Annotated in this window: 21 protein-coding genes and 1 tRNA gene; 18 read left to right on the top strand and 4 right to left on the bottom strand. The window is 71.6% G+C overall.

Features of this window, described 5'->3' with window-relative positions:
- Positions 1–357 precede the first annotated feature (357 nt).
- The 11 genes from ACFVIM_RS07960 to ACFVIM_RS07910 all read left to right on the top strand — a co-directional run bounded on the left by ACFVIM_RS07960 (position 358) and on the right by ACFVIM_RS07910 (position 15,116).
- The gene (locus ACFVIM_RS07960) at positions 358–1,662 is read left to right on the top strand and encodes an extracellular solute-binding protein (RefSeq protein WP_384299793.1); all 1,305 of its coding nucleotides are present in this window, start codon (positions 358–360) and stop codon (positions 1,660–1,662) included.
- Between the two features lie 19 nt (positions 1,663–1,681).
- Positions 1,682–2,650 carry a carbohydrate ABC transporter permease gene (locus ACFVIM_RS07955; RefSeq protein WP_384299792.1) on the top strand — a complete coding sequence of 323 codons (969 nt, stop codon included), beginning with the start codon at positions 1,682–1,684 and terminating at the stop codon, positions 2,648–2,650.
- A gap of 5 nt (positions 2,651–2,655) precedes the next feature.
- Positions 2,656–3,495, top strand: coding sequence for a carbohydrate ABC transporter permease (locus ACFVIM_RS07950; protein ID WP_384299791.1), 840 nt, complete (start codon positions 2,656–2,658; stop codon positions 3,493–3,495).
- Positions 3,496–3,835: 340 nt separating this feature from the next.
- On the top strand, positions 3,836–5,515 hold the full coding sequence (locus tag ACFVIM_RS07945) for a beta-N-acetylhexosaminidase (RefSeq protein ID WP_384299790.1): 1,680 nt from the start codon (positions 3,836–3,838) through the stop codon (positions 5,513–5,515).
- Positions 5,516–5,803: 288 nt separating this feature from the next.
- Positions 5,804–6,700, top strand: a complete 897-nt coding sequence (locus tag ACFVIM_RS07940; RefSeq protein ID WP_384299789.1) for an FAD binding domain-containing protein — start codon at positions 5,804–5,806, stop codon at positions 6,698–6,700.
- The gene (locus ACFVIM_RS07935; RefSeq protein ID WP_384299788.1) at positions 6,697–8,679 is read left to right on the top strand and encodes a 2Fe-2S iron-sulfur cluster-binding protein; all 1,983 of its coding nucleotides are present in this window, start codon (positions 6,697–6,699) and stop codon (positions 8,677–8,679) included. The genes ACFVIM_RS07940 and ACFVIM_RS07935 overlap by 4 nt, the downstream gene beginning before the upstream one ends.
- On the top strand, positions 8,676–10,997 hold the full coding sequence (locus tag ACFVIM_RS07930; RefSeq protein ID WP_384299787.1) for a xanthine dehydrogenase family protein molybdopterin-binding subunit: 2,322 nt from the start codon (positions 8,676–8,678) through the stop codon (positions 10,995–10,997). Before ACFVIM_RS07935 ends, ACFVIM_RS07930 begins: the two co-directional genes overlap by 4 nt.
- A 171-nt stretch (positions 10,998–11,168) precedes the next feature.
- Positions 11,169–11,621: a hypothetical protein gene (locus ACFVIM_RS07925; protein WP_384299786.1), complete on the top strand. Its 453-nt coding sequence runs from the start codon at positions 11,169–11,171 to the stop codon at positions 11,619–11,621.
- 30 nt (positions 11,622–11,651) lie between these two features.
- The gene (locus ACFVIM_RS07920) at positions 11,652–13,244 is read left to right on the top strand and encodes a WXG100 family type VII secretion target (RefSeq protein ID WP_384299785.1); all 1,593 of its coding nucleotides are present in this window, start codon (positions 11,652–11,654) and stop codon (positions 13,242–13,244) included.
- A gap of 84 nt (positions 13,245–13,328) precedes the next feature.
- On the top strand, positions 13,329–14,510 hold the full coding sequence (gene mycP, locus ACFVIM_RS07915) for a type VII secretion-associated serine protease mycosin (protein ID WP_384299784.1): 1,182 nt from the start codon (positions 13,329–13,331) through the stop codon (positions 14,508–14,510).
- Between the two features lie 63 nt (positions 14,511–14,573).
- A complete protein-coding gene (locus ACFVIM_RS07910; RefSeq protein WP_384299783.1) occupies positions 14,574–15,116 on the top strand; it encodes an AAA family ATPase in 543 nt (180 codons plus the stop codon).
- Positions 15,117–15,244: 128 nt separating this feature from the next.
- Here ACFVIM_RS07910 and ACFVIM_RS07905 read toward each other — a convergent pair.
- Positions 15,245–15,316, bottom strand: a tRNA-Cys gene (locus ACFVIM_RS07905).
- Positions 15,317–15,533: 217 nt separating this feature from the next.
- On the opposite strand from ACFVIM_RS07905, the gene ACFVIM_RS07900 reads away from it, so the two are divergent.
- The 6 genes from ACFVIM_RS07900 to ACFVIM_RS07875 all read left to right on the top strand — a co-directional run bounded on the left by ACFVIM_RS07900 (position 15,534) and on the right by ACFVIM_RS07875 (position 21,712).
- On the top strand, positions 15,534–17,015 hold the full coding sequence (locus tag ACFVIM_RS07900; protein ID WP_384299782.1) for an MFS transporter: 1,482 nt from the start codon (positions 15,534–15,536) through the stop codon (positions 17,013–17,015).
- 30 nt (positions 17,016–17,045) lie between these two features.
- Positions 17,046–17,243, top strand: a complete 198-nt coding sequence (locus ACFVIM_RS07895) for an Arc family DNA-binding protein (RefSeq protein WP_384299794.1) — start codon at positions 17,046–17,048, stop codon at positions 17,241–17,243.
- Positions 17,244–17,624, top strand: coding sequence for a type II toxin-antitoxin system death-on-curing family toxin (locus tag ACFVIM_RS07890; protein ID WP_384299781.1), 381 nt, complete (start codon positions 17,244–17,246; stop codon positions 17,622–17,624).
- A gap of 250 nt (positions 17,625–17,874) precedes the next feature.
- On the top strand, positions 17,875–19,665 hold the full coding sequence (locus tag ACFVIM_RS07885) for a DEAD/DEAH box helicase (protein WP_384299780.1): 1,791 nt from the start codon (positions 17,875–17,877) through the stop codon (positions 19,663–19,665).
- A gap of 469 nt (positions 19,666–20,134) precedes the next feature.
- The gene (locus ACFVIM_RS07880; RefSeq protein ID WP_384299779.1) at positions 20,135–20,776 is read left to right on the top strand and encodes an IclR family transcriptional regulator; all 642 of its coding nucleotides are present in this window, start codon (positions 20,135–20,137) and stop codon (positions 20,774–20,776) included.
- Positions 20,777–20,923: 147 nt separating this feature from the next.
- A complete protein-coding gene (locus ACFVIM_RS07875) occupies positions 20,924–21,712 on the top strand; it encodes a PDZ domain-containing protein (RefSeq protein WP_384299778.1) in 789 nt (262 codons plus the stop codon).
- Here ACFVIM_RS07875 and ACFVIM_RS07870 read toward each other — a convergent pair.
- The 3 genes from ACFVIM_RS07870 to ACFVIM_RS07860 all read right to left on the bottom strand — a co-directional run bounded on the left by ACFVIM_RS07870 (position 21,642) and on the right by ACFVIM_RS07860 (position 24,575).
- Positions 21,642–23,081 (bottom strand): MFS transporter, encoded by a 1,440-nt coding sequence (locus tag ACFVIM_RS07870; RefSeq protein WP_384299777.1) that lies wholly within the window; start codon positions 23,079–23,081, stop codon positions 21,642–21,644. The two genes, ACFVIM_RS07875 and ACFVIM_RS07870, sit on opposite strands and share 71 nt — an antisense overlap.
- Positions 23,082–23,097: 16 nt before the next feature.
- A complete protein-coding gene (locus ACFVIM_RS07865; protein ID WP_384299776.1) occupies positions 23,098–23,808 on the bottom strand; it encodes an ArsR/SmtB family transcription factor in 711 nt (236 codons plus the stop codon).
- 293 nt (positions 23,809–24,101) lie between these two features.
- Positions 24,102–24,575, bottom strand: a complete 474-nt coding sequence (locus ACFVIM_RS07860) for an Lrp/AsnC family transcriptional regulator (protein WP_384299775.1) — start codon at positions 24,573–24,575, stop codon at positions 24,102–24,104.
- A 121-nt stretch (positions 24,576–24,696) separates the two neighbouring features.
- Here ACFVIM_RS07860 and hppD point away from each other — a divergent pair, with 121 nt between their 5' ends.
- A complete protein-coding gene (gene hppD, locus ACFVIM_RS07855; protein WP_384299774.1) occupies positions 24,697–25,842 on the top strand; it encodes a 4-hydroxyphenylpyruvate dioxygenase in 1,146 nt (381 codons plus the stop codon).
- Positions 25,843–25,917 lie beyond the last annotated feature (75 nt).

Genomic DNA, 25,917 nt, shown 5'->3' with positions numbered 1-25,917 from the left:
AGATGAGCGCGCCCCACGGGGCCGCTGTGGTTTGCCGGGCGGCCGTGGCGCGCGAGGAAACCTCCCGTACGCCGTCGGCGCCTCCCGGGTGACGGGGACCCGGCCCGGACCCGATCGGAGGCGGGGCGTCCGGTTGTCGTGGGGTGGTCACCGTACGCGGCGGTCGAGTGACTCCCCGGTGGTCCCGTTGTGGCTGATCGGTGTGACGCGTGTGGCGTCGTTGCACAGGATGCATCGGCCGGTCACAGAGTGGTTGAGACCTCTTGTCCCGGGGTTTAACCGGCTTTAGCCTCCGACGTGTTGTGCAGCACGAAACGTACGTTGCAGATGCTGCAACGGATAGGTAGGGGACCGCCGATGAAGCTCAGCTCCCGCATAGCCACCCCCATGGCGGCACTCGTGCTGGCGGGTCTCACCGCCACCGCCTGCGCCCCCCAGACGACCAACAAGGGCTCCGACAAGGACGAGAAGTCCGGCACGCTCCGCGTCTGGCTCTTCCAGGAGGTCGGCAACGACCCCAAGAAGAAGGTCGTGGACGAGGCGGTCGCCGCCTTCACCAAGCAGCACAAGGACGCCAAGGTCGAGATCGAGTACATCCCGATCGAGACCCGCGCACAGCGCATCAAGGCCGCCTTCAACGACCCGAAGAGCGCCCCGGACATCGTCGAGTTCGGCAACACCGACACGGCGGGCTATGTCAAGGACGGCGGTCTCCTCGATATCTCGAAGGAGTTCGCGGCCTGGGACGAGACCAAGGACGCCGACCCGACCGCCACCCAGGGCTCCTCGGTCGACGGCAAGGTCTTCGGCGCCCCCTTCTTCGTGGGCATCCGCGCGCTCTACTACCGCACCGATGTCTTCCAGCAGCTCAAGCTGCCGGTGCCCAAGACGCTGGACGAGGTCGCGGCCACCGCCAAGAAGATCCGCAAGGCCAAGCCGGAGCTGTACGGCATCGCCGTCGGCGGCGCCTACACCTACGGCGCGATGCCGTTCCTGTGGGCCAACGGCGGTGACATCGCCAAGAAGTCCGGCGACACCTACAAGTCCGCCATCAACTCCGCCGAGACCCGCAAGGGGATCGAGGCGTACACCTCGCTCTTCAAGGACGACAACTGTCCCGCCGCGAAGTGCGCCTCCATGGGCGGCAACGCCACCGTGACGGCCTTCGCCTCCGGCAAGGCGGCCATGGCCATCGGCGGCAACTTCAGCCGTGGTGCGGTCGACGCGGGCGCGGCGAAGGGCAAGTACGCCGTCGTGCCGCTGCCGGGCACCGCCGCCGGGCAGATCGCCCCCGCCTTCGCGGGCGGCGGCAACATCGGCGTGCTGAAGAGCACCACCAAGCGGACCCTGGCGTTCGACCTGGTGAAGCACCTCACCGGCAAGGAGAGCCAGCGCAAGCTCTTCGAGGCCATGGGCTTCCTGCCCACCTTCAAGGACGTGCAGGCCGAGGTGGCGAAGAAGGACCCGTTCGTCGTGCCGTTCGTGAACACGCTCTCGGCCGGGACCAAGTTCGTCCCCGTCTCCCCGGCCTGGGGCCAGATCGACGCCTCCCTGGTGCTGCCCACCATGTTCCAGGAGATCGTCAGCGGCAAGAAGGACGTGGCCAAGGCGTCGGACGAGGCGGCCGCGAAGATGGACGCGGCCTTCTCGGCCGCGGGCTGAGACCAGCGGGCCGGACGACATGTCGCAGAACGCAACCGTCGCCGAGGCGGGTGCGGCCTCCCCGAAGGCCGCGCCCGCCGCGCCCCCGGGCCGGGACGCGCCCAGCAGCCGCAAGCGCGGCAACTGGACGCCCTGGCTCTATCTGCTCCCCGCCCTCGTCTTCCTCGCCGCGCTGCTGGTCTACCCGATCTACCAGCTGGGTCTGATCTCCACCCTGGAGTACACCCAGGCCCAGGTCAGCGGTGGTGAACCCACCACCTTCAAGGGCTTCGGCAACTACCAGGAGCTCTTCTCCGACCAGCAGTTCTGGGAGGTGCTGCTCGCCACGCTGCTCTTCGCCGCGGCGTGTGTGATCGGCACCCTCTCGGTCGGCTGCGCGCTCGCCGTGCTGCTGACCCGGATCCGTGCCGTGCCCCGGCTGCTGCTGATGCTGGCCGCGCTCGGCGCCTGGGCCACGCCCGCCATCACGGGCTCCACGGTCTGGGTCTTCCTCTTCGACCCGGACTACGGGCCGGTCAACCGGATCCTCGGGATCGGTGACTACTCCTGGCTCTACGGGCGCTACAGCGCCTTCGCGCTGGTCCTCTTCGAGGTCGTCTGGTGCTCGTTCCCGTTCGTCATGGTGACGGTGTACGCGGGCATCAAGGCCATCCCGACCGAGGTCCTGGAGGCCGCCTCGCTCGACGGCGCCTCCCAGTGGCGGACGTGGCGCTCGGTGATGGCGCCGATGCTCCGCCCGATCCTGGTCGTGGTGACCATCCAGTCGATCATCTGGAACTTCAAGGTCTTCACACAGATCTATGTGATGACCAACGGCGGTGGCATCGCGGGCCAGAACATGGTCCTCAACGTCTACGCCTACCAGAAGGCGTTCGCGTCCTCGCAGTACAGCCTGGGTTCGGCGATCGGCGTCGTGATGCTGCTGATCCTGCTCGCCGTCACCCTCGTCTATCTGCGCATGATCCGCCGCCAGGGAGAGGAGCTGTGAGCCGTATGAGCGCCCTGCGCATCCAACGCCCCTGGCGGCTGGCCGCCGAGGTCTCCGCCGTCGTCATCGCGGTGATCGTGGCCTTCCCGCTGTACTGGATGGTCCTGTCGGCCTTCAAGCCGGCCGGGGAGATCCAGTCCACCAACCCCAAGCCGTGGACGTTCTCGCCCACCCTGGACTCCTTCCGCCGCGTCTTCGAGCAGCAGGAGTTCGGGCGGTACTTCCTGAACAGCATCCTGGTCGCCGGGGCGGTCGTGATCGCGTCGGCGCTGATCGCCTTCCTGGCGGCGACCGCGGTGACCCGGTTCAAGTTCAAGTTCCGCACCACGCTGCTGATCATGTTCCTGGTGGCGCAGATGGTGCCGATCGAGGCGCTGGCGATCCCGCTGTTCTTCCTGATGCGCGACACCGGTCAGCTCAACACCCTCTGGGCGCTGATCCTGCCGCATATCGCCTTCACCCTGCCGTTCGCGATCTGGATGCTGCGCGGGTTCGTCAAGGCGGTCCCCGAGGCGCTGGAGGAGGCCGCCTACATCGACGGGGCCAGCCGCACCCGGTTCCTGTGGCAGATCCTCTTCCCGCTGGTCTTCCCCGGGCTCGTGGCGACCAGCGTCTTCTCCTTCATCCACACCTGGAACGACTTCCTCTTCGCGAAGTCCTTCATCATCAGCGACACCTCGCAGTCGACGCTGCCGATGGCGTTGCTGGTCTTCTTCAAGCCCGACGAGCAGGACTGGGGAGGGATCATGGCGGGCTCCACCATCATGACCATCCCGGTGCTGATCTTCTTCGTGCTGGTTCAGCGGCGGCTCGTCTCCGGGCTCGGAGGCGCCGTCAAGGACTGACGTGCACGGCGCCGGGGCAGGTGATGACGGATGAATCCCGTGGTCACCGGCCCCGGCGCCGTTTTCGGTTTCCTCCCCGGGGCCGAGCCGTCGCCGGGGGGAACTGAGAAGGGCGGGCATATGAGCGGTTCTTCTCCCTCGGCGATCCGCCCAGGGTGAGCCGTCGCCGGGGCGCTTCCGTCGACGCGCCCCGTGGGCGATCCGCCCGCTCCAGGCCGGTTCGACCCGGCTGGCCGGATGGGCGACCCCCGTCCGTAAAGGCCGGTTCGACCCGGTCGTACCGTATCGAGGCCGACGACCAGAGAATCCCACCCCGTTCCGCGATCGAAAGGCCGCACCCATGAGTAACCGGGACAGCAGTGACACGAGTGACTTCACCGATGTTCTGATTCCCCAGCCCGACACCGTCGAGGACCGCGGGGCCGCGTCCGGCCGGGTCGTCCTCGACGCCGCCACCACCCTCGACGCCGGACCCGGCACCGACGCCACCGCGCACTGGCTGCGGACCACGCTCGGCGCCGCCACCGGACTCCCCCTGCTCCCCGGGGACGGCTCCCGGGGCATCGCCCTGAGGATCAGCGCCGACCTGGGCGACCGGCTCGGCCCCGAGGGCTACCGGCTCACCGTCCAGCCGGGCGACGGCTCCGCCGCCGTCATCCTGGAGGGCGGGGGCGCGCCCGGACTCTTCTGGGGCGCGCAGACCCTGCGTCAGCTGCTGGGGCCCGACGCGTTCCGCCGGGTGCCGGTGGGCGGCCCCCGGACCTGGGAACTGGCCGCCGTCACCATCGAGGACACCCCCCGGTTCGCCTGGCGGGGAATGATGATGGACGTGGCGCGGCACTTCACCCACAAGAGCGACATCTTCCGCTATCTCGATCTGCTCGCCGCCCACAAGCTGAACGTCTTCCACTTCCATCTCACCGATGACCAGGGCTGGCGGGTCGAGATCAAGCGCCACCCCAAGCTCACCGAGGTCGGCGCCTGGCGCCCGCGCACCAAGCTCGGCCACCGCGCCTCGCCGCTGTGGGACGAGCGCCCGCACGGCGGCTACTACACCCAGGACGACATCCGCGAGATCGTCGCCTACGCCCACGAACGGCATATCGCCGTCGTCCCCGAGATCGACCTCCCCGGCCACTCCCAGGCCGCCATCGCCGCCTATCCGCACCTGGGCAACACCGACGTGGTCGACACCTCGGCGCTCACCCCCTGGGAGTCCTGGGGCGTCAGCCACCACACGCTGGCGCCCACCGAGGAGACCCTGAGGTTCTACGAGGGCGTACTGGAGGAGGTCCTCGGCCTCTTCCCGTCCACCTTCATCCACATCGGTGGCGACGAGTGCCCCAAGGACCAGTGGAAGCAGTCCCCGGCCGCGCAGGCCCGCATCCGTGAACTCGGCCTCGCCGACGAGGACGAGCTCCAGTCCTGGTTCATCCGCCACTTCGACCGCTGGCTCGCCGAGCGGGGACGGCGGCTGATCGGCTGGGACGAGATCCTGGAGGGCGGGCTCGCCCCCGGCGCCACCGTGCTGTCCTGGCGCGGTTACGCGGGCGGGATCGCCGCCGCCGAGGCCGGACACGACGTCGTGATCGCCCCCGAGGAGCATGTCTACCTGGACCACCGTCAGGACGGCCACGAGGACGAGCCGATCCCGATCGGCTATGTCCGCACCCTGGAGGACGTCTACCGGTTCGAGCCGGTGCCGCCGACGCTCTCGCCGGAGGCCGCCGCGCATGTGCTCGGCACCCAGGCCAATGTCTGGACCGAGGTCATCCACGACCGCGCCCGGATGGACTACCAGGTCTTCCCCCGGCTCGCCGCCTTCGCCGAGGTCGCCTGGTCCGCTCTGCCCGCCTCGCCCGAGCGGGACTTCGCCGACTTCGAGCGGCGGATGGGCGCCCACTACGCCCGGCTGGACGCGCTCGGGGTGGATTACCGCCCGCCCGCCGGTCCGCTGCCGTGGCAGAAGCGCCCCGGTATCGCGGGCTTCGCGCGCGAGGGGGCGCCTCCGAACAGGTGAGCCCGGGGCGCCTTCCGGTGTCCGCCGTCCCCGTCTCTGGCACCGTTGAACGGTCTTCGGGAAGAACCCGTACAAGGGCCTTGAAACGTGTCAATCGGCGCGTGGCGCGGCGGGGATGACAAAGCGGGTCATCAACCGCGTAAGGGCGCATCCCTCGTGGATGCGTCCTTCGTGGACCCTCCCGCCGGTCCGCCCCGAAGATGTGCCAGAGTTGCCACGTCCACGCCGTGAGCACGTACGGTACGGCAACACGGGCGGGATGGCCGGACACCGGGAAGGGGCAGCTAGGTGACCACGCACGCACCGCAGACACCGCGGTCGGTGACGCTGCCGACCACACTCGACGAGGCCGTCGACGCGCTCACCGCGATGCCGGCCGCCGTCCCCGTCGCCGGGGGCACGGACCTGATGGCCGCCGTCAACCGCGGCCAACTGCGGCCCGCCGGACTCGTCGGCCTCGGCCGGATCAGCGAGATCCGCGGCTGGCGCTACCAGGACGGCCACGCCCTCCTCGGCGCCGGACTCACCCACGCCCGTATGGGCCGACCCGACTTCGCCGCCCTCATCCCCGCGCTCGCCGCCGCCGCGCGCGCCGCGGGCCCGCCGCAGATCCGCAACGCGGGCACCCTCGGCGGCAACATCGCCAGCAACGCCCCCACGGGCGACGCGCTGCCCGTCCTCGCCGCCCTGGAGGCGGACCTGGTCATCGCGGGCCCCGGCGGCACCCGCCGCGAACTGCCCGTCGCCCATCTGCTCGCCGGTCGCGAGATGCTCGGACCGGCCGAACTCATCGGCCATGTGCGGGTGCCGCTGCTGCACGCGCGCCAGGTCTTCCTCAAGGCCACCGGCCGCACCGGACCCGGCCGCGCCACCGCCTCCGTCGCGGTCGTGCTCGACCCGGCGCGGCGCGGGGTGCGGTGCGCGGTGGGCGCCATAGCGCCGATGCCGCTGCGCCCCCTGGAGGCGGAGCAGTGGATCGCCGCCCATATCGACTGGGACGGCGGGCGCGTACTCGCGCCGGAGGCGCTGACCGCCTTCGGCGAGTACGTGGCGACCGCGTGCATCCCGGACCCGGAGCCCCTGCCGGGCTCCGACGAGCGGCCGGCCCATCCGCCCGCCGTCCTGCATCTGCGGCGCACCGTCGCCGTACTGGCCCGGCGTGCGCTGGGGAGGGCGCTGTCATGACCAACCAGGAGAACCCGGGGGCCCACCAGCAGGAGGGCCCCGGCCACCACACGCCCGAGCACGGGGGCTGGCAGCCCACCCCCCAGGGCGACTACGACCACGACGCCACGGCGTTCGTCCACATCCCCCCGAGCGCGGCGGACTCGCCGGACGCGCCCCACGGCGCGCCCCTGGAGGCGCCCGGGCACGGCTACGTACCGCCGATGATCCTGCCGCTGACCCCCGCCGCGGAGCCCCCGGCGAACCTCTGGCCCGAGCCCGCCCCCGGCGACCAGCTCTGGCCGGGTACGCCGCTGTCGTCCGCTGAGGACGCGACCGGCGCGCCCGGCGCGGCGCCGCTGACCCACCAGGGCAACCACCCGGCGGCCGGTACGGAGTCGGGCGGTCCGCACGACACGGTCCAGTGGGACTTCGCGGAGGCCGACCGGCGCGAGACGCACCACTCAGACCACGCAGACCACTCAGAACACGCGGGCCAGTCTGTCCCCGCGTACCTCGACTCCCCGCACGGCGGGCACCCGTACGTCCCGGCGGGCGCGGCGCAGCCGCCCGCCGCCGATGTGACGGGCCAGTGGACCATCCCGGTCGCGGGGGGCGATCTGCCCGACGAGACGGGCGAGTACACGTCGTCCACGCTCCAGGCGCAGCTGCCGTCCCCGTGGGGCACGGCGCCCGCGACCCTGCCCGGCGGCGCCACCGCGCCCTGGGCAGCGGACGCCCCGGCCACGCTGCCGGGAGGCGCGCCCGCGCCCTGGGCGACCCAGGCGCCGCCGGAGCCCAAGCGTGAGCCGCGGTCGCCGGGCCAGGCGGGGGAGCCCGTCGGCCCCGGTGCGGACGAGGCTGTTCCCGTGCCTCCGGAGCGCGTCGAGAACGCCGCCGGGGCCGTGACCGTGGCCGGTACGGAGGTCGCTGAGGCGGCTGAGGCCCCTGAGGTGGTTGCCGTCGTGGCCGAGGGTGCCGGGCGCCCGGGGGCCGCCACCGCCGACGAGGCGGCGAGCGCCGTGGTCCAGGCCGCGGAGGCCGCTGAGGTTCCCGTAGCTCCCGTAGCTCCCGAGGTTTCTGAGGCTGCGGTGGCTGCGGTGGCTTCGGCGGAGCAGTCCGACGCCGTGCCCGCCGCTCCCGCCGGGGCCGGGAACGACGCCCCCGCCCCCGTACCCGCTCCGGAACCGCCGGTCGAGCACGCCCCCGCCGCCGAGACGGCCGACACCGTCCCCGCCGCGGAGGGCGCCGCTCCCGAGGGGGCCGCCGCCCATCCCGTACCGGCCACGGCGACGGAACCGGGGGAGGATTCCGTACCCGCCCCGGCGGAGACGGCGACCGACACCGATCACACCGCTGCCACCGACGGTGGGGAAGAGCACCACACCCCCGCCGACGAACACCCCGCCACCTCCTACGTCCTGAAGGTCAACGGCACCGACTGCCCCGTCACCGAGGCATGGATCGGCGAATCGCTGCTCTACGTGCTGCGGGAGCGGCTCGGGCTCGCCGGGGCCAAGGACGGCTGCTCGCAGGGCGAGTGCGGCGCGTGCAACGTCCAGGTCGACGGGCGGCTCGTCGCCTCCTGCCTGGTGCCCGCCGCGACGACCGCGGGCTCCGAGATCCGTACCGTCGAAGGACTCGCCACCGACGGCGAGCCCTCCGACGTCCAGCGCGCCCTCGCCGCCCGGGGAGCCGTGCAGTGCGGCTTCTGCATCCCCGGCATGGCCATGACCGTCCACGACCTGCTGGAGGGCAACCACAACCCCTCCGAGCTGGAGACCCGCCAGGCCCTCTGCGGCAACCTCTGCCGCTGCACCGGCTACCGGGGCGTCCTCGACGCCGTCCGCGACGTCGTCGCGCGGCGCGAGGCCAGCGCGGCGGCCCTCGCCGAGACGGCGCCCGGCGCCGAATCCGGCCCCGAAGCCCGTATCCCGCACCAGGCGCCTCCCGGTGCGGGTAGTGTGCAGCCCCACCCGCATGACGGAGGCATGGCGTGAGCAACGACGCGGCCACCACCGCGACGCCCCGGCCGGCCGGTACGCCCGGCCAGGAGCAGCCGATCCCCACCCTGGGCCTGGGAGCGTCCCTCCCCCCCGCCGACGCGCGGGCCAAGACCGAGGGCACCTTCCCCTACGCCTCCGACCTCTGGGCCGAGGGCCTGCTGTGGGCGGCCATCCACCGCTCGCCGCACCCCCGCGCCCGGATCCTCTCCATCGACACCTCCGACGCGCTGGAGATGCCCGGCGTCCGCGCCGTGGTCACCCACCGCGACATCCCCGGGGACACCTCCTACGGACGGCGGATCGCCGACCGGCCGGTCTTCGCCGCCGACGTCGTGCGCCACCACGGCGAGGCCATCGCCGCCGTCGCCGCCGACCACCCCGACACCGCCCGGCTCGCCGCCGCCGCGATCCTGGTCGAGTACGAGGTGCTGGAGCCCGTCACCGACCCCGAGCAGGCGTTCGCGGCCGAACCGCTGCACCCCGACGGCAATCTGATCCGCCATATCCCGCTGCGCTACGGCGACCCGGACGCCACCGGCGCCGTCGTCGTCGAGGGCCTCTACCGCATCGGACGGCAGGACCCCGCGCCCATCGGCGCCGAGGCCGGACTCGCCGTCCCCCGCCCCGACGGCGGGGTCGAACTGTATGTCGCCGCCACCGACCCGCACACCGACCGCGATCTCGCCGCCGCCTGCTTCGGGCTCGAACCCGAGCGGGTCAAGGTCGTCGTCACCGGCATCCCGGGCGCCACCGGCGACCGTGAGGACCCCGGCTTCCAGATCCCCCTCGGACTGCTGGCGCTGCGCACCGGCTGCCCGGTCAAACTGACCGCCACCCGCGAGGAGTCCTTCCTCGGCCACGCCCACCGCCACCCCACCCTGCTGCGCTACCGCCACCACGCCGACACCGACGGACGGCTGGTCAAGGTGGAGGCACAGCTGCTGCTCGACGCGGGCGCGTACGCCGACTCCTCCGCCGAGTCGCTCGCCGCCGCCGTCGCCTTCGCCTGCGGTCCGTACGTCGTCCCGCACGCCTTCATCGAAGGCTGGGCCGTCCGCACCAACAACCCCCCCTCCGGCCATGTACGCGGCGAAGGGGCCATGCAGGTCTGCGCCGCCTACGAGGCGCAGATGGACAAGCTCGCCGCCAAACTCGGCGTCGACCCCACCGACATCCGTCTGCGCAACGCCCTGGCCACCGGCGACCTCCTGCCCACCGGCCAGACCGTGACCTGCCCCGCGCCCGTCGCCGAACTCCTCCAGGCGGTACGGGACTATCCCCTTCCCCCGCTCCCCAAGGACGCGCCCGAGGACGACTGGCTCCTGCCCGGCGGCCCCGAGGGCGCGGGCGAACCCAGCGCGGTGCGCCGGGGCGTCGGCTACGCCCTCGGCATGGTCCATATGCTCGGCGCCGAAGGCACCGACGAGGTCTCCACCGCCACGGTCAAGGTCCACGACGGGGTCGCCACCGTCATCTGCGCCGCCGTCGAGACCGGCTCCGGCTTCTCCACCCTGGCCCGCCAGATCGTCCAGGAGACCCTCGGTATCGAAGAGGTCCATGTGGCCTCCGTCGACACCGACCAGCCCCCGGCCGGGCCCGCCGCCCACGGCCGCCACACCTGGGTCTCCGGCGGCGCCGTCGAACGCGCCGCCAAGATGGTGCGGACCCAGCTGCTCCAGCCCCTGGCGCACAAGTTCGGCATGTCGACCGAGCTGCTCCAGATCGCCGACGGCAAGATCACCTCGTATGACGGGGTCCTCTCCACTACCGTCATGGAGGCCATGGAGGGCAAGGAACTGTGGGCCACCGCCCAGTGCCGCCCCCACCCCACCGAGCCCCTGGACGAGTCAGGACAGGGCGACGCCTTCGTGGGCATGGCCTTCTGCGCCGTGCGTGCCGTCGTCGACGTGGACATCGAACTCGGCTCGATCCGCGTGGTCGAGATGGCCGTCGCCCAGGACGTCGGCCGGGTACTCAACCCCGCCCAGCTCGCCACCCGTATCGAGGCGGGCGTCACCCTCGGCGTCGGCACCGCCCTCACCGAGAACCTGCGCACCGCGCGGGGCCTGGTCCGCCACCCGGACCTGACCGGCTACGCCCTGCCGACCTCCCTGGACGCCCCCGACATCCGTATCGTCCAGCTGATCGAGGAACGCGACGTCGTCGCCCCCTTCGGGGCCAAAGCGGCGAGCGCGGCCCCCGTCGTCACCTCCCCGGCCGCCGTCGCCGGAGCCGTCCGCGCGGCCACCGGACGCCCGGTCAACCGCCTCCCGATCCGCCCTCAGGCGGCCGTCGCGCCCGCCAACTCCTAGCCTTCCGTCCCCCGTTCGCCCCGCCTTCCGAAGGTGCGGGCTGTCAGTGCCGATCGGTAAGGTGATTGGTCTACGGATGTATGTACGTATGCCAACGGGGAGGCGTTCGTGACGGAGGGCACCGGTCAAGCGCCGCTCGCGGCCCTGGGGTTGATCCCAGGGTTCGGCGGTATGGCGGCGGCGGTCGCGGGGGCGGCCAACCTGCTGGTCGAGCTCACCGAGATGGAGAGCTTCAAGAGCAGCGTCGACACACTCCTGCAGGACTTCGCGTCCTCCGACGCCCACCACGGCAAGGTCGCCGAAGACCGTCTGGACAAGGCCAGCCTCGGCGGGCCGGGCTTCCAGGAGGCCGAGTTCCTCTACGCGTCGTACCACGTGGTCCACCAGGAACTCCAGAACCTGTCCAAGACGCTCGGTCTCCAGATAGAGAGCATGAAGCTCGCCATCCAGGCCTCCCAGACCGGCTACCAGAACATCGACGACGACATCAAGGCGCAGATGCAGGCGCTGAACACCCAGATCGCGGCACGGTACGACGAACGCCGCGACCCGAACGCGGCGGTGAACCAGCAGCCGAAGGCCACGCCGCCGCAGAGCTCCGAAGGCTCGGTCGACCTGTCATGAGCGGGTGTTCGCACACGGGGGTGAAGAACCATGGGTAAGCCGTCCAAAGGCAGCACGCCCTTCGAATCCATGACGCAGGAGCAGCTGTTCGCCCTGCTCACACCAGTCAACAAGACCACGGCCGAGACCGTCGCCCAGCGACTGAAGAGCGCGGCGGCGGTCCTCAAGGACATCGGCGACGACCTCAAGGTGCGGGTCGCCCTCGTGCGGTGGGAGGGCGAGGGCGCGGACGCCTTCAAGGACTGGGCCGGACAGACCGCCAACGCCACCCTGAGGCTCGGCGACTACTCCGAACAGGCCGGGAAGTGGATGGACGATGTCGTCCAGGCCATCACCGAGGCGCGCACCGGCCTGGACGACCTGATGAAGTCCGCCTCCTCCGCCGAGTCCAGCTTCGGCACCGCCAAGTCCACCCACTTCGCCGCCGTACACGACCCGGACGCCCCCAAGAACGCGGCCTCCGACGCCCGCGACGACATGGACCTCGCGCGGGCGGACATGGAGTCGGCCCGCCTGGCGAGCGTGGACAAGCTCCGCAAGCTGAGCCAGACGTACACACAGTCGGGCGAGCAGATCAACAAGCTGGAGCCGCCGACGTTTCCGCCTCCGGCGAGTCTGCTGGGTGACCGCTGGAGGGAGAACCAGTCCAGTCGCGGTTACGGCCAGTACGAGAGCTACGGCGGCGGTGGCGGAACGGGCGGCACCTCCTATGGGGCGCCCTACGGGACGCCGCAGCCGCGTGCCATGGAGCCCGCGGGGGTGGTCCGTCCCCCGCAGGACGGCGGGCCTCACGCGATCCCCGGTGAGACGCCTCCGACGGTGGTCACCCCGGTGAGTCCCGCAGGTCCGGTCCCGAACCGGCCGGAGCCGACGGTCGATCTGGGAATCGACAGCGTCATGGTGCCCGAGGCCCCGACGGCTCCCGCCCCCGGACCGGCGTCGCCTGGAGCGCGGCCCGACGGCGGCGGTCCCGTTCCGGCTGGCCCGGTCCCCGGGCCGGTCTCTCCGGTGGGCATCGGTGGTGGGGGTGGCACTGTCGGGGGCAAGCCCGTTCCTCAGGGCAAGGGCGTGGTACCGGCCGGACAGGGCGGTGGAACCGTGGCCCCACGCGCCCCGATGGGACCCCGCCCCGAGGGTGGCATCGTCGGCGGACGTCCCGTCCCGCAGGCTCCTGGTGGCCCGGGTGGCGGACGTACACCGGGCGTCATTCCGCGGGGCACGGTGATCGGTGCCGAGGGCACCACGGGGATGCGGGGCCAGGTGGGACGCGGACCGGTTGGCACGCCGGGCATGTACGGGGGCGCGCCCGTCGGCGGTGGTGCCCAGGGCGGTGTCTACGGCGGCCGTCGACTGGCGTCCGAGACGGGCGGTGTGGTCGGTGCCCGAGCTCCGCAGCAGCCCGGTATCGCGGTGGGCCGTCCCTTCACGCCCGGTGGCTCGGGTCTTGTGCGCGGCAACGAAGCGGGCCAGACGGGGAGGGCCGGAATGGCCGGGGCCGCCGCGAACACCCCCACCGCCCGCCGGGACGAGGAGGAGCGTGGTGAGCGCCCGGACTATCTGACCGAGGACGAGGAGACCTGGCAGCAGCGCAACCGCAAGATCGTGCCGCCTGTGATCGACTGACACCCACCCGAAGAAACAGGTCAAGGACAGTAGATGCCTTCCCGTCACATACGGACCCGCCCCCGTCACCATCTGGTCTCGGGGGTGCTGGGACTGCTGCTGGCAGGCGTCGCCGCTACCCCTGCCCACGCGAACAGCGTGCGGTCGGACCAGTGGCACCTCGACGCCATGAAGGCGAACGAGATTTGGAAGATCAGTACGGGCGAAGGAGTGACGGTCGCGGTCATCGACTCGGGTGTTGATGACACGCTCCCGGATCTCCGAGGGCAGGTACTGGCGGGGGGCAAAGACTTCTCGGAGCTCGCCGGTGATGAGAACAACGACATCGCCGACCACGGCACAGGCATAGCGGCAAAGATCGCGGGGACGGGCGCCAGGGGTGCCCAGACGGGATCGTTCGGGTTGGCGCCGGGCGTGAAGATTCTTCCGATACGGATGCCTTATGCGAGTAAAGAATCGGTGGGCTTGGAGTCGACGGACACGTTCATACGTGACATGAGCGAGGCGATACGTTTCGCTGCTGACTCGCCAGCGCACATCATCAACGTATCGATGGGGCAGCAGAAGGCGGACTCTCCTGAACTCGGTCGGGCGGTCACGTACGCGCTCGGCAAGAACAAGTTGATTTTCGCCGCTGTGGGTAACAGTGGGCACCAGGGGAACGCGGTCGAGTACCCCGCCGCCACCCCCGGCGTCATCGGTGTCGGCGGGGTCGACCGGCAAGGCCAGCACTGGAGCAGGTCCCAGACCGGGCCGCAGGTGGACTTCGTGGCTCCGGCGGTGAAGGTGCTCGCCGCGTGCGGTCCCACCAAGCTCTGTGACGGGGACGGCACCAGTAACGCCACCGCGCTCGCCTCCGCGTCCGCCGCGCTGGTGTGGTCCAAGAATCCGGGGTGGACCAACAACCAGGTGTTGCGGGTGCTGCTCAACACGGCGGGCAAGGCGAAGAGCGGGGACGCCCGGACGGATCTCGTCGGGTATGGGTCGGTGCGGCCGCTGCGGGCGCTGACGGCTCCGGGGGATCCCGGGCCGGCCGATGAGTATCCCCTCCCGGACGCGCCCGGCACGTCCGGCGCGGGTGCCTCGAAGGCGCCGTCGGCGGTGGCGACGACCGCCGCGCCGGGGGCGGAGGGGGAGGCGCGGGCCGTCGCGGAGAAGAGGGGCGATGAGGGCGGGGCCGGGGTGTGGATCGCGCTGGGCGTGGGCGCGGCCGTGCTGGTGGGGGCCGGGGCGACGATCGCCGTGGTGCGGGGGAAGCGGGTCTGAGTCGGTGGCGGCGCGGGCGGAACGTGGTTGAGGCGGGGCGGGTGGCGGCCTAGCGTCGGGCGGATGACCGACACACTGGATTCATCCGTCACCCTCATCACCGGGGTGATGGCCGCGGGCAAGTCCACGGTCGCGCAGGCGCTCGCCGAACGGCTGCCGCGTGCCGCGCATGTGCGGGGGGACGTCTTCCGCCGCATGGTGGTGTCCGGGCGGGTGGAGATGGGCTCGCCGGACGAGACGGAGGCCCTGGCGCAGCTGCGGTTGCGCTACCGGCTGTCGGCGATGACCGCCGACGCCTACGCGGCGGCCGGGATGGCCGCGATCGTCCAGGACATCGTGATCGGCGCCGAGCTGTCGGCCTATGTCGGGCTGGTGCGGACCCGGCCGCTGTATGTCGTGGTGCTCGCGCCGAGCGCCGTCGAGGTGGCCCGCCGTGATGCCGCGCGGGAGAAGACCGGGTACGGCCCGCACTTCGCGGTCGCGGAGCTGGACCGGGGGCTGCGGGAGGAGACCCCGGGGCTGGGCCTCTGGCTGGACACCAGCGGGCTGACCGTGGACGAGACGGTGGACGAGGTGCTGCGGCGGCTGCCGGAGGCGCGGGTGTGAGACCCGGGCGGGTGGGGCGCGTGAGGCGCGACACCGAAGCCGGTGCCGGGGCGAGGTGTGTGGCGCGTCTCCTTCGTCTCCGTACACACGCGTACGGAGACGAAGGAGACGGGCTCGGATGGAGACAGAGGCCGTGACGAGAATCGAACTCGTGTAACTCGCTTTGCAGGCGAGTCCCTCAACCACTCGGGCACACGGCCGTGTGCTGTTCTGTTGTGCTCTGCGTGCTCTTGCGTGATGCGTGGTGCGTCGTGCTTGCTGTGATGAACGTAGGCGGGGCGGCGGGGGCGTTCAAGGGATCGGGCGGGTGTGCAATGTGACCGCCACACGGCGTTCACAGGAGTAGGTCCGAAGGACCATGGCGGGAACCGTCCAGCGACAGGGGTCACCAGGGCTGACGGCTCTTACCCTGGGCCCATGAGCGTCCAGAACCCACGTGACACTGACGTCACAGAGCTGTCATCCGTCCCAGCAGAGCCCGTCACCCCCGCCGCCGAGGGGTCCGTGCTCGACCGGACCTATCGGGCGCTCACCATCGGGACGACGGCGGTGGTGCTGCTGGTCGCCTTCGAGGCGACGGCCGTGGGCACGGCGATGCCGGTCGCGGCGCGGGAGCTGGAGGGGGTGGGGCTGTACGCGTTCGCCTTCTCCGCGTACTTCACGACCAGCCTCTTCGCCATGGTGCTCTCCGGGCAGTGGTCCGACCGGGACGGGCCGCTGCGGCCGCTGACGGCGGGGATCGCGGCCTTCGGGGCCGGGCTGGTGCTGTCGGGGGTCGCGACCGGGATGTGGATGTTCATCCTGGGCCGGGCGGTGCAGGGGCTCGGCGGGGGACTGGTGATCGTCGCGCTCTATGTGGTCGTGGGACGGGCCTATCCCGAACGGCTGCGGCCCGCCATCCTCGCCGCGTTCGCGGCGAGCTGGGTGATCCCCTCGATCGTCGGCCCCCTGGTCTCCGGGACGGTCACGGAGACGGTCGGCTGGCGCTGGGTCTTCGTCGGGATCCCGGTCCTGGTGCTGCTGCCGCTGGGGCTCGCGGTCCCCGCGATACGGAGGATGGCGTCCGGGCCCGCCGACCCCGCCGCGCCCCGGGCGGCGTTCGACGCCCGGCGCATCCGGCTGGCACTCGGGATCTCCTTCGGCGCGGCCCTGCTCCAGTACGCGGCGCAGGATCTGCGCTGGCTCTCCCTGCTGCCGGGCGCGGTGGGCGCGGCGCTGCTGGTCCCGGCCGTGCTCGGACTGCTGCCGAAGGGCACCTACCGCGCGGCGCGCGGGCTGCCCTCGGTCGTGCTGCTGCGCGGCATGGCGGCCGGGTCCTTCATCGCGGCGGAGTCCTTCATCCCGCTGATGCTGGTCACCCAGCGCGGCCTCTCCCCGACGCTGGCCGGGCTCTCGCTGGCGGCGGGCGGGCTGACCTGGGCGATCGGGTCCTTCCTCCAGTCCCGCCCGGCGTGGGAGCACCTGCGTGAGCGGCTGATGTCGGTCGGCATGGTGCTGGCGGGGGTCGCGATAGCCGGGGCACCGGCCGTACTGATCGACTCCGTGCCGGTGTGGAGCCTGGCGGTGCTGTGGGGCCTGGGCTGCTTCGGCATGGGCATGGTGATCTCACCCTCCAGCGTGCTGCTGCTGAAGCTCTCCCGCCCGGAGGAGGCGGGTTCGAACTCCGCCGCCCTCCAGATCTCCGACGGCCTCTCCAACATCATGCTGCTGGCGGCGGGCGGCGCCGCCTTCGCCGCGCTCGGCGGCGGCTCGGTCGCGGGTCACGCGGCCACGGCGGCGGGCGAGTCCCGCCCGGTGGCCTTCGTCGCGGTCTTCGTCCCGATGGCGGTGGTGGCGCTGCTGGGAGCGTGGGTGGCGACGCGGCTGAGGGCGCCGGAGCCCGCTGCGGTACCGGAGTGACCCCATGAGTAGTACCGTTTTGGTATGGCAATGAACCTGCGTCTTCGGGACGATCAGCAAGAGGCCCTCAGAGCGCGCGCCGAGGAGGAGGGGCGCAGCATGCACGCCATAGTGCTTCAGGCGATCGATCGCTATCTGGAGCAGGAGACGGATCGGGAGACGGTCCGCCGTCTGGGGGCGAAGTACGCCACGCGCCATTCCGAGCTGCTGCGGCGCCTGGGGGAGTGAGTGAAGTACCTGACGGTCCAGGAGGCCCTGGATCTCGCGGAGATCGCTTGCGGGGGACAGGTCACTGTCCGTGACCTCGGATTGCTGAGTTCCGCTGTCCATCGGCCGCAGTCGCAGATGTTCCGGATCGAGGCGTACGCCGATCTGTTCGAGAAGGCTGCCTCCTTGCTCCAGTCGCTCGCCATCAACCATCCCCTGGTGGACGGCAACAAGCGCATGGCGTGGATGTGCACCGTGGTCTTTCTTGATGTGAACGGCACGGATATGGCCGGGGTCGATCAGGACGACGCCTACAAGCTCGTCATCGATGTGGCCACGGGGGAGCTGGAGGACATCACACTCATCGCTCATCGGCTGCGTGGACTTCATACGGCCATGTGACCGGCGCGCCCGCCCGGGAGCACCCCGGCGGGTCGCCCGGCGCTCGGGAACGGCCGGGTTGTGAGGAGTCTCTCACCGGCCCTCCCGGTCGCCCCGGGCGGCCCGGAGGGGTTCCGCCGCCCCGGTAGGGTGGCCCGGTTGTCATACCCGAACCGTGCCCCTGTCCCTGCCCTTGCCGAGTGCCTCCGCCGCGCCGCGAGCCACGAGCGACGAGGCCGAGCCACGAGCGACGAGCGTCGAACCGGAGACCGTGACTACTACCGCCTCCCACTCCCACCACCTCTCTCCCGCCTTCCCCGGCCGTGCCCCGTGGGGTACCGCCAGCAAGCTGCGTGCCTGGCAGCAGGGGGCGATGGAGAAGTACGTCCAGGATCAGCCCCGCGACTTCCTCGCCGTCGCCACCCCCGGCGCCGGAAAGACGACCTTCGCGCTCACCCTCGCCTCCTGGCTGCTCCACCACCACGTGGTGCAGCAGATCACCGTGGTCGCGCCCACCGAGCATCTGAAGAAGCAGTGGGCGGCCGCCGCCGCGCGGATCGGGATCAAGCTGGATCCCGAGTACAGCGCGGGCCCGCTCAGCCGGGAGTACCACGGGGTCGCCGTCACCTACGCGGGTGTCGGGGTGCGGCCGATGCTCCACCGCAACCGGTGTGAGCAGCGCAAGACGCTGGTCATCCTGGACGAGATCCATCACGCCGGTGACTCCAAGTCATGGGGCGAGGCGTGCCTGGAGGCGTTCGACCCGGCGACCCGCCGGCTCGCGCTGACCGGGACGCCGTTCCGCTCGGACACCAATCCGATCCCGTTCGTGACGTACGAGGAGGGCAACGACGGCATCCGCCGTTCCGCCGCCGACTACACCTACGGATACGGCAACGCGCTCGGCGACGGTGTCGTCCGGCCCGTGATCTTCCTCAGCTACAGCGGCAATATGCGCTGGCGCACCAAGGCCGGGGACGAGGTCGCGGCGCGGCTCGGCGAGCCGATGACCAAGGACGCGATCTCCCAGGCGTGGCGGACCGCGCTCGACCCCCGCGGCGAGTGGATGCCCAACGTGCTGCGCGCCGCCGACCAGCGGCTGACCGAGGTGCGCAAGGGCATCCCGGACGCGGGCGGTCTGGTCATCGCCGCGGACCAGGACTCGGCCCGTGCGTACGCCAAGCTGATCCGGGAGATCACCGGCAGCAAGGCGACGGTCGTCCTCTCCGACGACACGGGCGCGTCGAAGCGGATCGATGAGTTCAGCGAGAGCGACGAGCGCTGGATGGTCGCCGTCCGGATGGTCTCCGAAGGGGTCGACGTGCCCCGGCTCGCCGTCGGGGTCTATGCCACGACGATCTCGACGCCGCTCTTCTTCGCGCAGGCCGTGGGCCGTTTCGTACGGTCACGGCGGCGCGGTGAGACGGCCTCCGTCTTCCTGCCCACCATCCCGATGCTGCTCAGCTTCGCCAACGAGATGGAGGTCGAGCGGGACCACGTCCTCGACCGGCCGAAGAAGGAGGGGGAGGAGGACCCCTACGCCGAGTCCGAGAAGGAGATGGACGAGGCCAACAAGCAGCAGGACGAGGACACCGGGGACCAGGACCAGCTGCCCTTCGAGGCGCTGGAGTCCGACGCCGTCTTCGACCGGGTGATGTACAACGGCGCCGAGTTCGGGATGCAGGCCCACCCCGGGAGCGAGGAGGAGCAGGACTACCTCGGCATCCCCGGCCTCCTCGAACCCGATCAGGTGGAGATGCTGCTCCAGAAGCGGCAGGCGCGCCAGATCGCCCACAGCCGGCGTAAGCCGGACACCGAGGCCGATCTGCTCGAACTGCCCGCTGAGCGGCGGCCGGTCGTCTCCCACAAGGAGCTGCTGGAGCTGCGTAAGCAGCTGAACACCATGGTCAGCGCCTATGTCCACCAGAGTGGCAAGCCGCACGGGGTGATCCACACCGAGCTGCGCCGGGTGTGCGGCGGCCCGCCGAGCGCGGAGGCGACGGCGGGGCAGATCCGTGAGCGAATCAAGAAGGTGCAGGAGTGGGCGGTACGGATGCGGTAGTCCGGCTGGATCAGACGTGAAGTCAATCGACACCAATCGACACCGATCGACACTGATCGGGGCTGATCGCTTCGGATCCGGTGGGTGACGGCCCGTGTGACGCGGACGGGACGGCCCGGTTCTCTCCTCGCGGAGGGGCCGGGCCGTCGCGCGTGCGTCCACCGCCTACGCGCGGGTACGCGTTCACGCCAGGAAGCGCAGGTCGCGGCCGGTGTTTCTGGCCTGAACTCCGTTGTGGGGGGCCGATATCACCGCCGTACGCCCGGATTCTGGACGAGGTCTTCCGCTGAGCGGACCGGCTCGCTACTGTCCCGCTCAACAAACGCCCCGTGGCAGAGCCGCCGCGGAGCCCAGCCGGTGCGCCAAGGACTGCCGACGGGGACCTCGGGCGGGGCGCCGTAGGGACCCGGCCGCCACGTCAGCCGCTGGTCCGCCGTCACTCACTCCGAACTCCGAAGGAGAGGGCGTCGTGACTGCGGAGACCTCCCAGACGCTCGACCGGGGACTGCGTGTCCTCAAACTGCTCGCCGACACCGACCACGGACTGACCGTCACCGAACTGTCCAACCGGCTCGGGGTCAACCGTACGGTCGTCTACCGGCTGCTCGCCACCCTCGAACAGCACGCCCTCGTCCGGCGGGACATCGGGGGCCGGGCCCGGGTGGGCCTCGGGGTGCTGCGGCTGGGCCGCCAGGTGCACCCGCTGGTGCGGGAGGCCGCGATGCCCGCGCTGCGGGCGCTCGCCGAGGACATAGGCGCCACCGCCCATCTGACGCTGGTCGACGGCGCCGAGGCGCTGGCCGTCGCCGTCGTCGAGCCGACCTGGACCGACTACCACGTCGCCTACCGGGCCGGTTTCCGTCATCCGCTGGACCGGGGCGCCGCGGGCAAGGCGATCCTCGCCGCCCGGCAGAGCGCCGCCGACGACCCCGGGTACACCCTGACCCATGGCGAACTGGAGGCGGGCGCCAGCGGTGCCGCCGCGCCGCTCGTGGGTGTGACGGGGATCGAGGGGAGCGTGGGGGTCGTGATGCTCACCGACTCCGTACCGGAGCGGGTCGGCCGACGGGTGGTCGACGCGGCGCGCGAGGTGGCGGACGCGCTGCGCTGACGAGGCCCGCGCTGAGAAGGCCGCGCTGCTGACGAGGCCGTGCTCAGGAGGGGGAGCCTCCCGCGGCCCCGGCGGTGGCCCGGCGGGAGCCGTCGGCCGCGGCCCCGGCGGACGCACCGGCGGCGGGCGCACCGATAGATTGACACCGTGCTCTCCCGTCTCACGCGCTCCCGCGCCGTCCTCATCAGCGCCCTGCCCGTCGCGGCCCTGCTCGGTGTCGCCGGGTTCGCCCCGCTGCCGTACGTCATCGCCCAGCCCGGGGAGACCGCCGACGTCCTGGGGGAGCGCGGGGGGAGTCCGGTGATCACGATCACCGGCGCTCCCGTACGGAAGACGGAGGGCGCCCTGCGGATGACCACCATCGTCGCCACCGCGCCCGCCACCGACATCGACCTCGGGGACGTGGTCGACGGCTGGTTCCGGGACGACCGCGCCGTGCTGCCGAGGGAGTCCGTCTACCCCTCCGGGGAGTCGGACCAGGAGATCACCGAGCGCAACCTCGCCGATATGACCGAATCCCAGCACGACGCGACCCGGGCGGCCCTCTCCTACCTCGGTGAGGACCCGGCCAAGGTCAAGGTGACCCTGCGCCTCACCGATGTCGGCGGGCCGAGCGCGGGCCTGCTCTTCTCCCTCGGCATCGTGGACAAACTGGAGGGGAACGGGGCCGGTGGCGATCTCACCGGCGGCCGTGACATCGCCGGTACGGGGACGATCAGCCCCCAGGGCGAGGTCGGCGCGGTGGGGGGCGTCGCCCTCAAGACACAGGCGGCCCAGCGGGACGGGGCGACCGTCTTCCTGGTGCCGAAGGGCGAGTGCGCGGACGCGCGGGCCGGGGTGGGGAACGGGCTGCGGCTGATCCCGGTCACGACGCTGACGGGGGCGGTGGACTCCCTCCGGGCGCTGGACGCGGGGAAGCCGGTTCCGTCCTGCTGACCTCCGCCGCCCGCCGGGGGCGGGGAAGGGGTACGGGGGCGGACGGGGCGGGTTCGCCGGGGACCCCGTGTGCCGGTGGTGTGGACGAGGACCGTGGCGGCGTGCACCGTTCCGGCGGCGGCCCGCCGTCCAGTCGCCGCCACACCGGGAAGACCGCGACCGAGAGCGTCGCCAGCAGATAGACCACGGCCACCAGCAGCAGGGTCGCCGTCAGGCCGACGCGCTCGACGAGCGGGCCCGCCACCAGCCCGCCCAGGGGGGTGGCCATCAGCGTCCCGGCCGTGATGACGCCGAGGACGCGGCTGCGCAGGGCCTCGGGGATCCGTTCGTACATCACCGTACTGAGGACCGGATTGAGCACACCCGCGCCGAGGCCGCCGAGGACCATCGTCAGGGCCAGCGGGAACGTGGTGTCCGTCAGGGCCGCCACCGCGAACCGGGGCGGGCTGCTCACCAGGAAGGCGACGGCGAAGACCGTACGGCGGGGGAAACGGTCGCCGAACGCGGCGTAGAGCAGCGCGCCGAGGAGCGCGGAGCCCGCGAAGAGGGAGACGAGCAGCCCCAGATCGGTCGGGCCGCCGAGGTGTTCGCGGGTGTGCACGGGCAGCAGGACCGCGCTCCAGGACTGGTCCAGGGCGTTGGTCAGCATCACCAGCAGCACCACGGAGAAGAGCAGCCGGTCGCCGGTGAGGGCGGTGCGGCCCTCGCGCAGTTCACGCCGGTAGTGGGCGGCGGAGACGGGAGCGGAGCCGGGGCGGGGGGCGGCCGCGGCCAGCCTCCGTATCCCGAGGGAGATCACGGCGGCGGAGAGGGCGAAGGTCGCGGCGTCGACCAGCAGGACGGTCTCCGCGCCCGCGAACGCGATCAGGACCCCCGCGAGCGCCGCTCCCGCCATCCGGGCGCCCCGGGAGACCGCGTCGAAGAGGCTGGCTGCGCGGGCGAGGGAGATCCCGGCGGTCTCGGCCAGATCGGGGAGGAGGACATTGCGGGCGGTCTCACCGGGGGCGTGGCACAGGCCCGTCACCGCCATGAGCACGCATAACGTCCAGAACTCCAGTGCTCCGGCGCGATGCAGCAGCGGGATGGCGGCGACCGCGAGCGCGCAGACCAGATCGGAGGCGACGCTGACCCGGCGGCGGCCCACCCGGTCGATCAGAGGGCCGCCGAAGACAGCCGCCACGGCGACCGGGGCCATGGCGCAGAAGGCGACGAGACCGGCCTTGGCGGCGCTGCCGGTGGTCTCCAGGGCGAACCAGGGGACGCCGACGAGGGTGAGCGCGTTCCCGGTGAGGGAGATCGCGTTGGCGGTCAGGACCTGGGCGAGGGGTGCGCGGTCACGGGTGGGGGCGGGGCCGGTGGCGGATGTCATCGCTGCCTCCCGGGGCTCATATGGAGGGGCGGGGCGCCTGAGGGAAGGCGTGGAAGTGGAACCGGACGGCGGCGGTGGGGGTGGTGGTGTCCGAGGCGGTCGCTTCCGTGGGGGAGGTGGGCGCCGGGTCGGCGGGCGGTGGGGAGGGGACGGTGGTCGGCTCGCCGGGCGGCGCCGGGGGGACGGTCGTCGGCTCGCCGGGCGGCGCCGCGCCGGGCTCGCGGTAGCTCTCCACGAGGGCGTGGACCCGCTGTTTCAGCTCATACGCCCGCGCCGGGGTGAGCCGGAGCGTGAAGTCGCTCAGGTCGGAGGCACGGCGCCAGTCGTCGGGCCACTCCGAGGCGGTGGCCAGCCAGGTGCCGACCTCCTGCGTGTGCTGGTGGGCGACCTCGTGGATGAACAGGTCGGCGGCGCCGCGCACCGACGGGTCAGGGTCGCTGAAGAGCGTGTGGTCGATGCTCGTCCCCTCGGAGGACGCCCGCCACCAGCGCTCCCGGCCCTTGCCGTGCTCCGGCGCGTCCTCCACGAAGCCGTACGCGGCGAGCTGACGCAGGTGGTAGCTGGTCGCCCCGCTGGACTCGCCCAGTCGCGCGGCGAGTTGGGAGGCGGTGGCGGGACCGTCATGGCGGAGGGAGGAGAGCAGCCGCATCCGGAGGGGATGGGCGAGCCCGCGCAGGGTGCGGGGGTCGAGGGGGCGGTGACGGGGGGTCTCGGGAGAGCCGGGCATGGATGCAAAGGTATGTTTGCAGAGAATCCTTTGCAAGGGTTTCTTTGGAGTGAGGTGGAGTGGAGGGAGAGAGGCGGCGGCCGGGTGCGGCCCGTGGGTGGGGTGGCGGGCGGGCGCCCGTGAGGCGATGGCCGGGTGTGGTCCGTGGGGTGATGGCAGGGCTGTCGCGTGTGGCCCGTGCGGTGACGGCCCGGGGGTGGCCCGTCGCGAGGGGCGGCCCCGTCGTGACGGGCGGCTCGGGGCGACGGGCGGGCTCGGGGCGAGGCGCGGCCCCTTCGCGAGGCGCGGGGCCGTCAGAAGCTCTCGCCCGCGGCCTGTTCGACCAGGGGGATGATCCGCAGCGGTACCGGGTTCTCCATCACGATCGCCGTCGAGGCCCGGACGATCCCCTCGAACCCGACCACCCGGTCGATCACCCGCTGGAGATCGGCGTTGGAGCGGGCCACGAGTCGGCAGAGCATGTCGCCCTCGCCCGTCGTGGTGTGCAGCTCCAGTACCTCGGGGACGCCACGCAGATGGGCCCGGATGTCCTCGCCCTGGCCCTGTTTGATCTCCAGCGTGGCGAAGGCGGTGACCGGGTAGCCGAGGGCGGCCGGGTCCACATCCGGGCCGAAACCCCTGATGACGCCATGGGTCCGCAGCCGGTCGAGCCGTGCCTGCACCGTTCCGCGCGCTACTCCGAGACGGCGGGACGCCTCCAGGACCCCGATCCGTGGCTCCCGGGCGAGGAGCGCGATAAGCCGCCCGTCCAGATGATCGATCGCCATACACCCTCCCAGATGGTCATCCTGTACAGATAGGCCCACTGATCTCGTTCAGTGGTGGACACATTGCTGAGCGTTCACCTGAACTATTGCGCACCTTGTGGAACGGAGGGAGCCTTTTTTCATGACTGAGACCATGGATCACCACTCCACCACCGCGCGCGAGGCCGACCCGTTCCCGGTGAAGGGGATGGACGCGGTCGTCTTCGCCGTGGGCAATGCCAAGCAGGCCGCGCACTACTACTCCACGGCCTTCGGGATGAGACTCGTCGCCTACGCCGGGCCGGAGAACGGCAGCCGGGAGACGGCCAGTTACGTCCTGGAGAACGGCTCCGCGCGCTTTGTGTTCACCTCCGTCATCAGGCAGTCCACCGAGTGGGGCACCTTCCTCGCCGGGCATGTCGCCGAGCACGGCGACGGGGTGGTCGACCTCGCGATCGAGGTGCCCGACGCGCGAGCCGCCTACGCCTACGCCACCGAGCACGGCGCCCATGGCATCACCGCCCCCCACGAGGTGACGGACGAGCACGGCACGGTGGTGCTCGCGGTGATCGCCACCTATGGCCAGACCCGCCACACCCTGGTCGACCGCTCCCGTTACCACGGCCCCTACCTCCCCGGCTTCGTGACCGCCGAGCCGATCGTGGCCCCGCCCGCCAAGCGGACCTTCCAGGCCATCGACCACTGCGTCGGCAATGTGGAACTCGGCCAGATGAACGAGTGGGTGTCCTTCTACAACAAGGTCATGGGTTTCACCAACATGAAGGAGTTCGTGGGCGACGACATCGCCACCGAGTACTCCGCGCTGATGTCGAAGGTCGTCGCGGACGGCACCCTGAAGGTGAAGTTCCCGATCAACGAGCCCGCCATCGCCAAGAAGAAGTCCCAGATCGACGAGTACCTGGAGTTCTACGGCGGCGCGGGCGTCCAGCACATCGCCCTGGCCACCAATGACATCGTCGCCACGGTCCGGTCCATGCGGGCGGCCGGTGTCGAGTTCCTGGACTCCCCCGACTCGTACTACGACACCCTCGGCGAGTGGGCCGGGGAGACCCGGGTGCCGGTGGAGACCCTGCGCGAGCTGAGGATCCTCGTCGACCGCGACGAGGACGGCTATCTGCTCCAGATCTTCACCAAGCCGGTCCAGGACCGTCCGACCGTCTTCTTCGAGATGATCGAGCGTCATGGCTCGATGGGCTTCGGCAAGGGCAACTTCAAGGCCCTCTTCGAGGCCATCGAGCGCGAGCAGGCCAGGCGCGGCAACCTGTGATCCGCGGCGACCGCTGATCCCCGTCAGCCGGGGCGTGCCGGGCGGAGCGGCTCCCCGGCACGCCACGGCGGCACG

The sequence above is a fragment of the Streptomyces sp. NPDC057638 genome (assembly GCF_042800315.1).
In the GTDB taxonomy this organism is placed as follows: Bacteria; Actinomycetota; Actinomycetes; order Streptomycetales; family Streptomycetaceae; genus Streptomyces.
The sequence above is the reverse complement of the archived record's forward strand: the minus strand, read 5'-3'. Positions and strand labels throughout refer to the sequence as shown.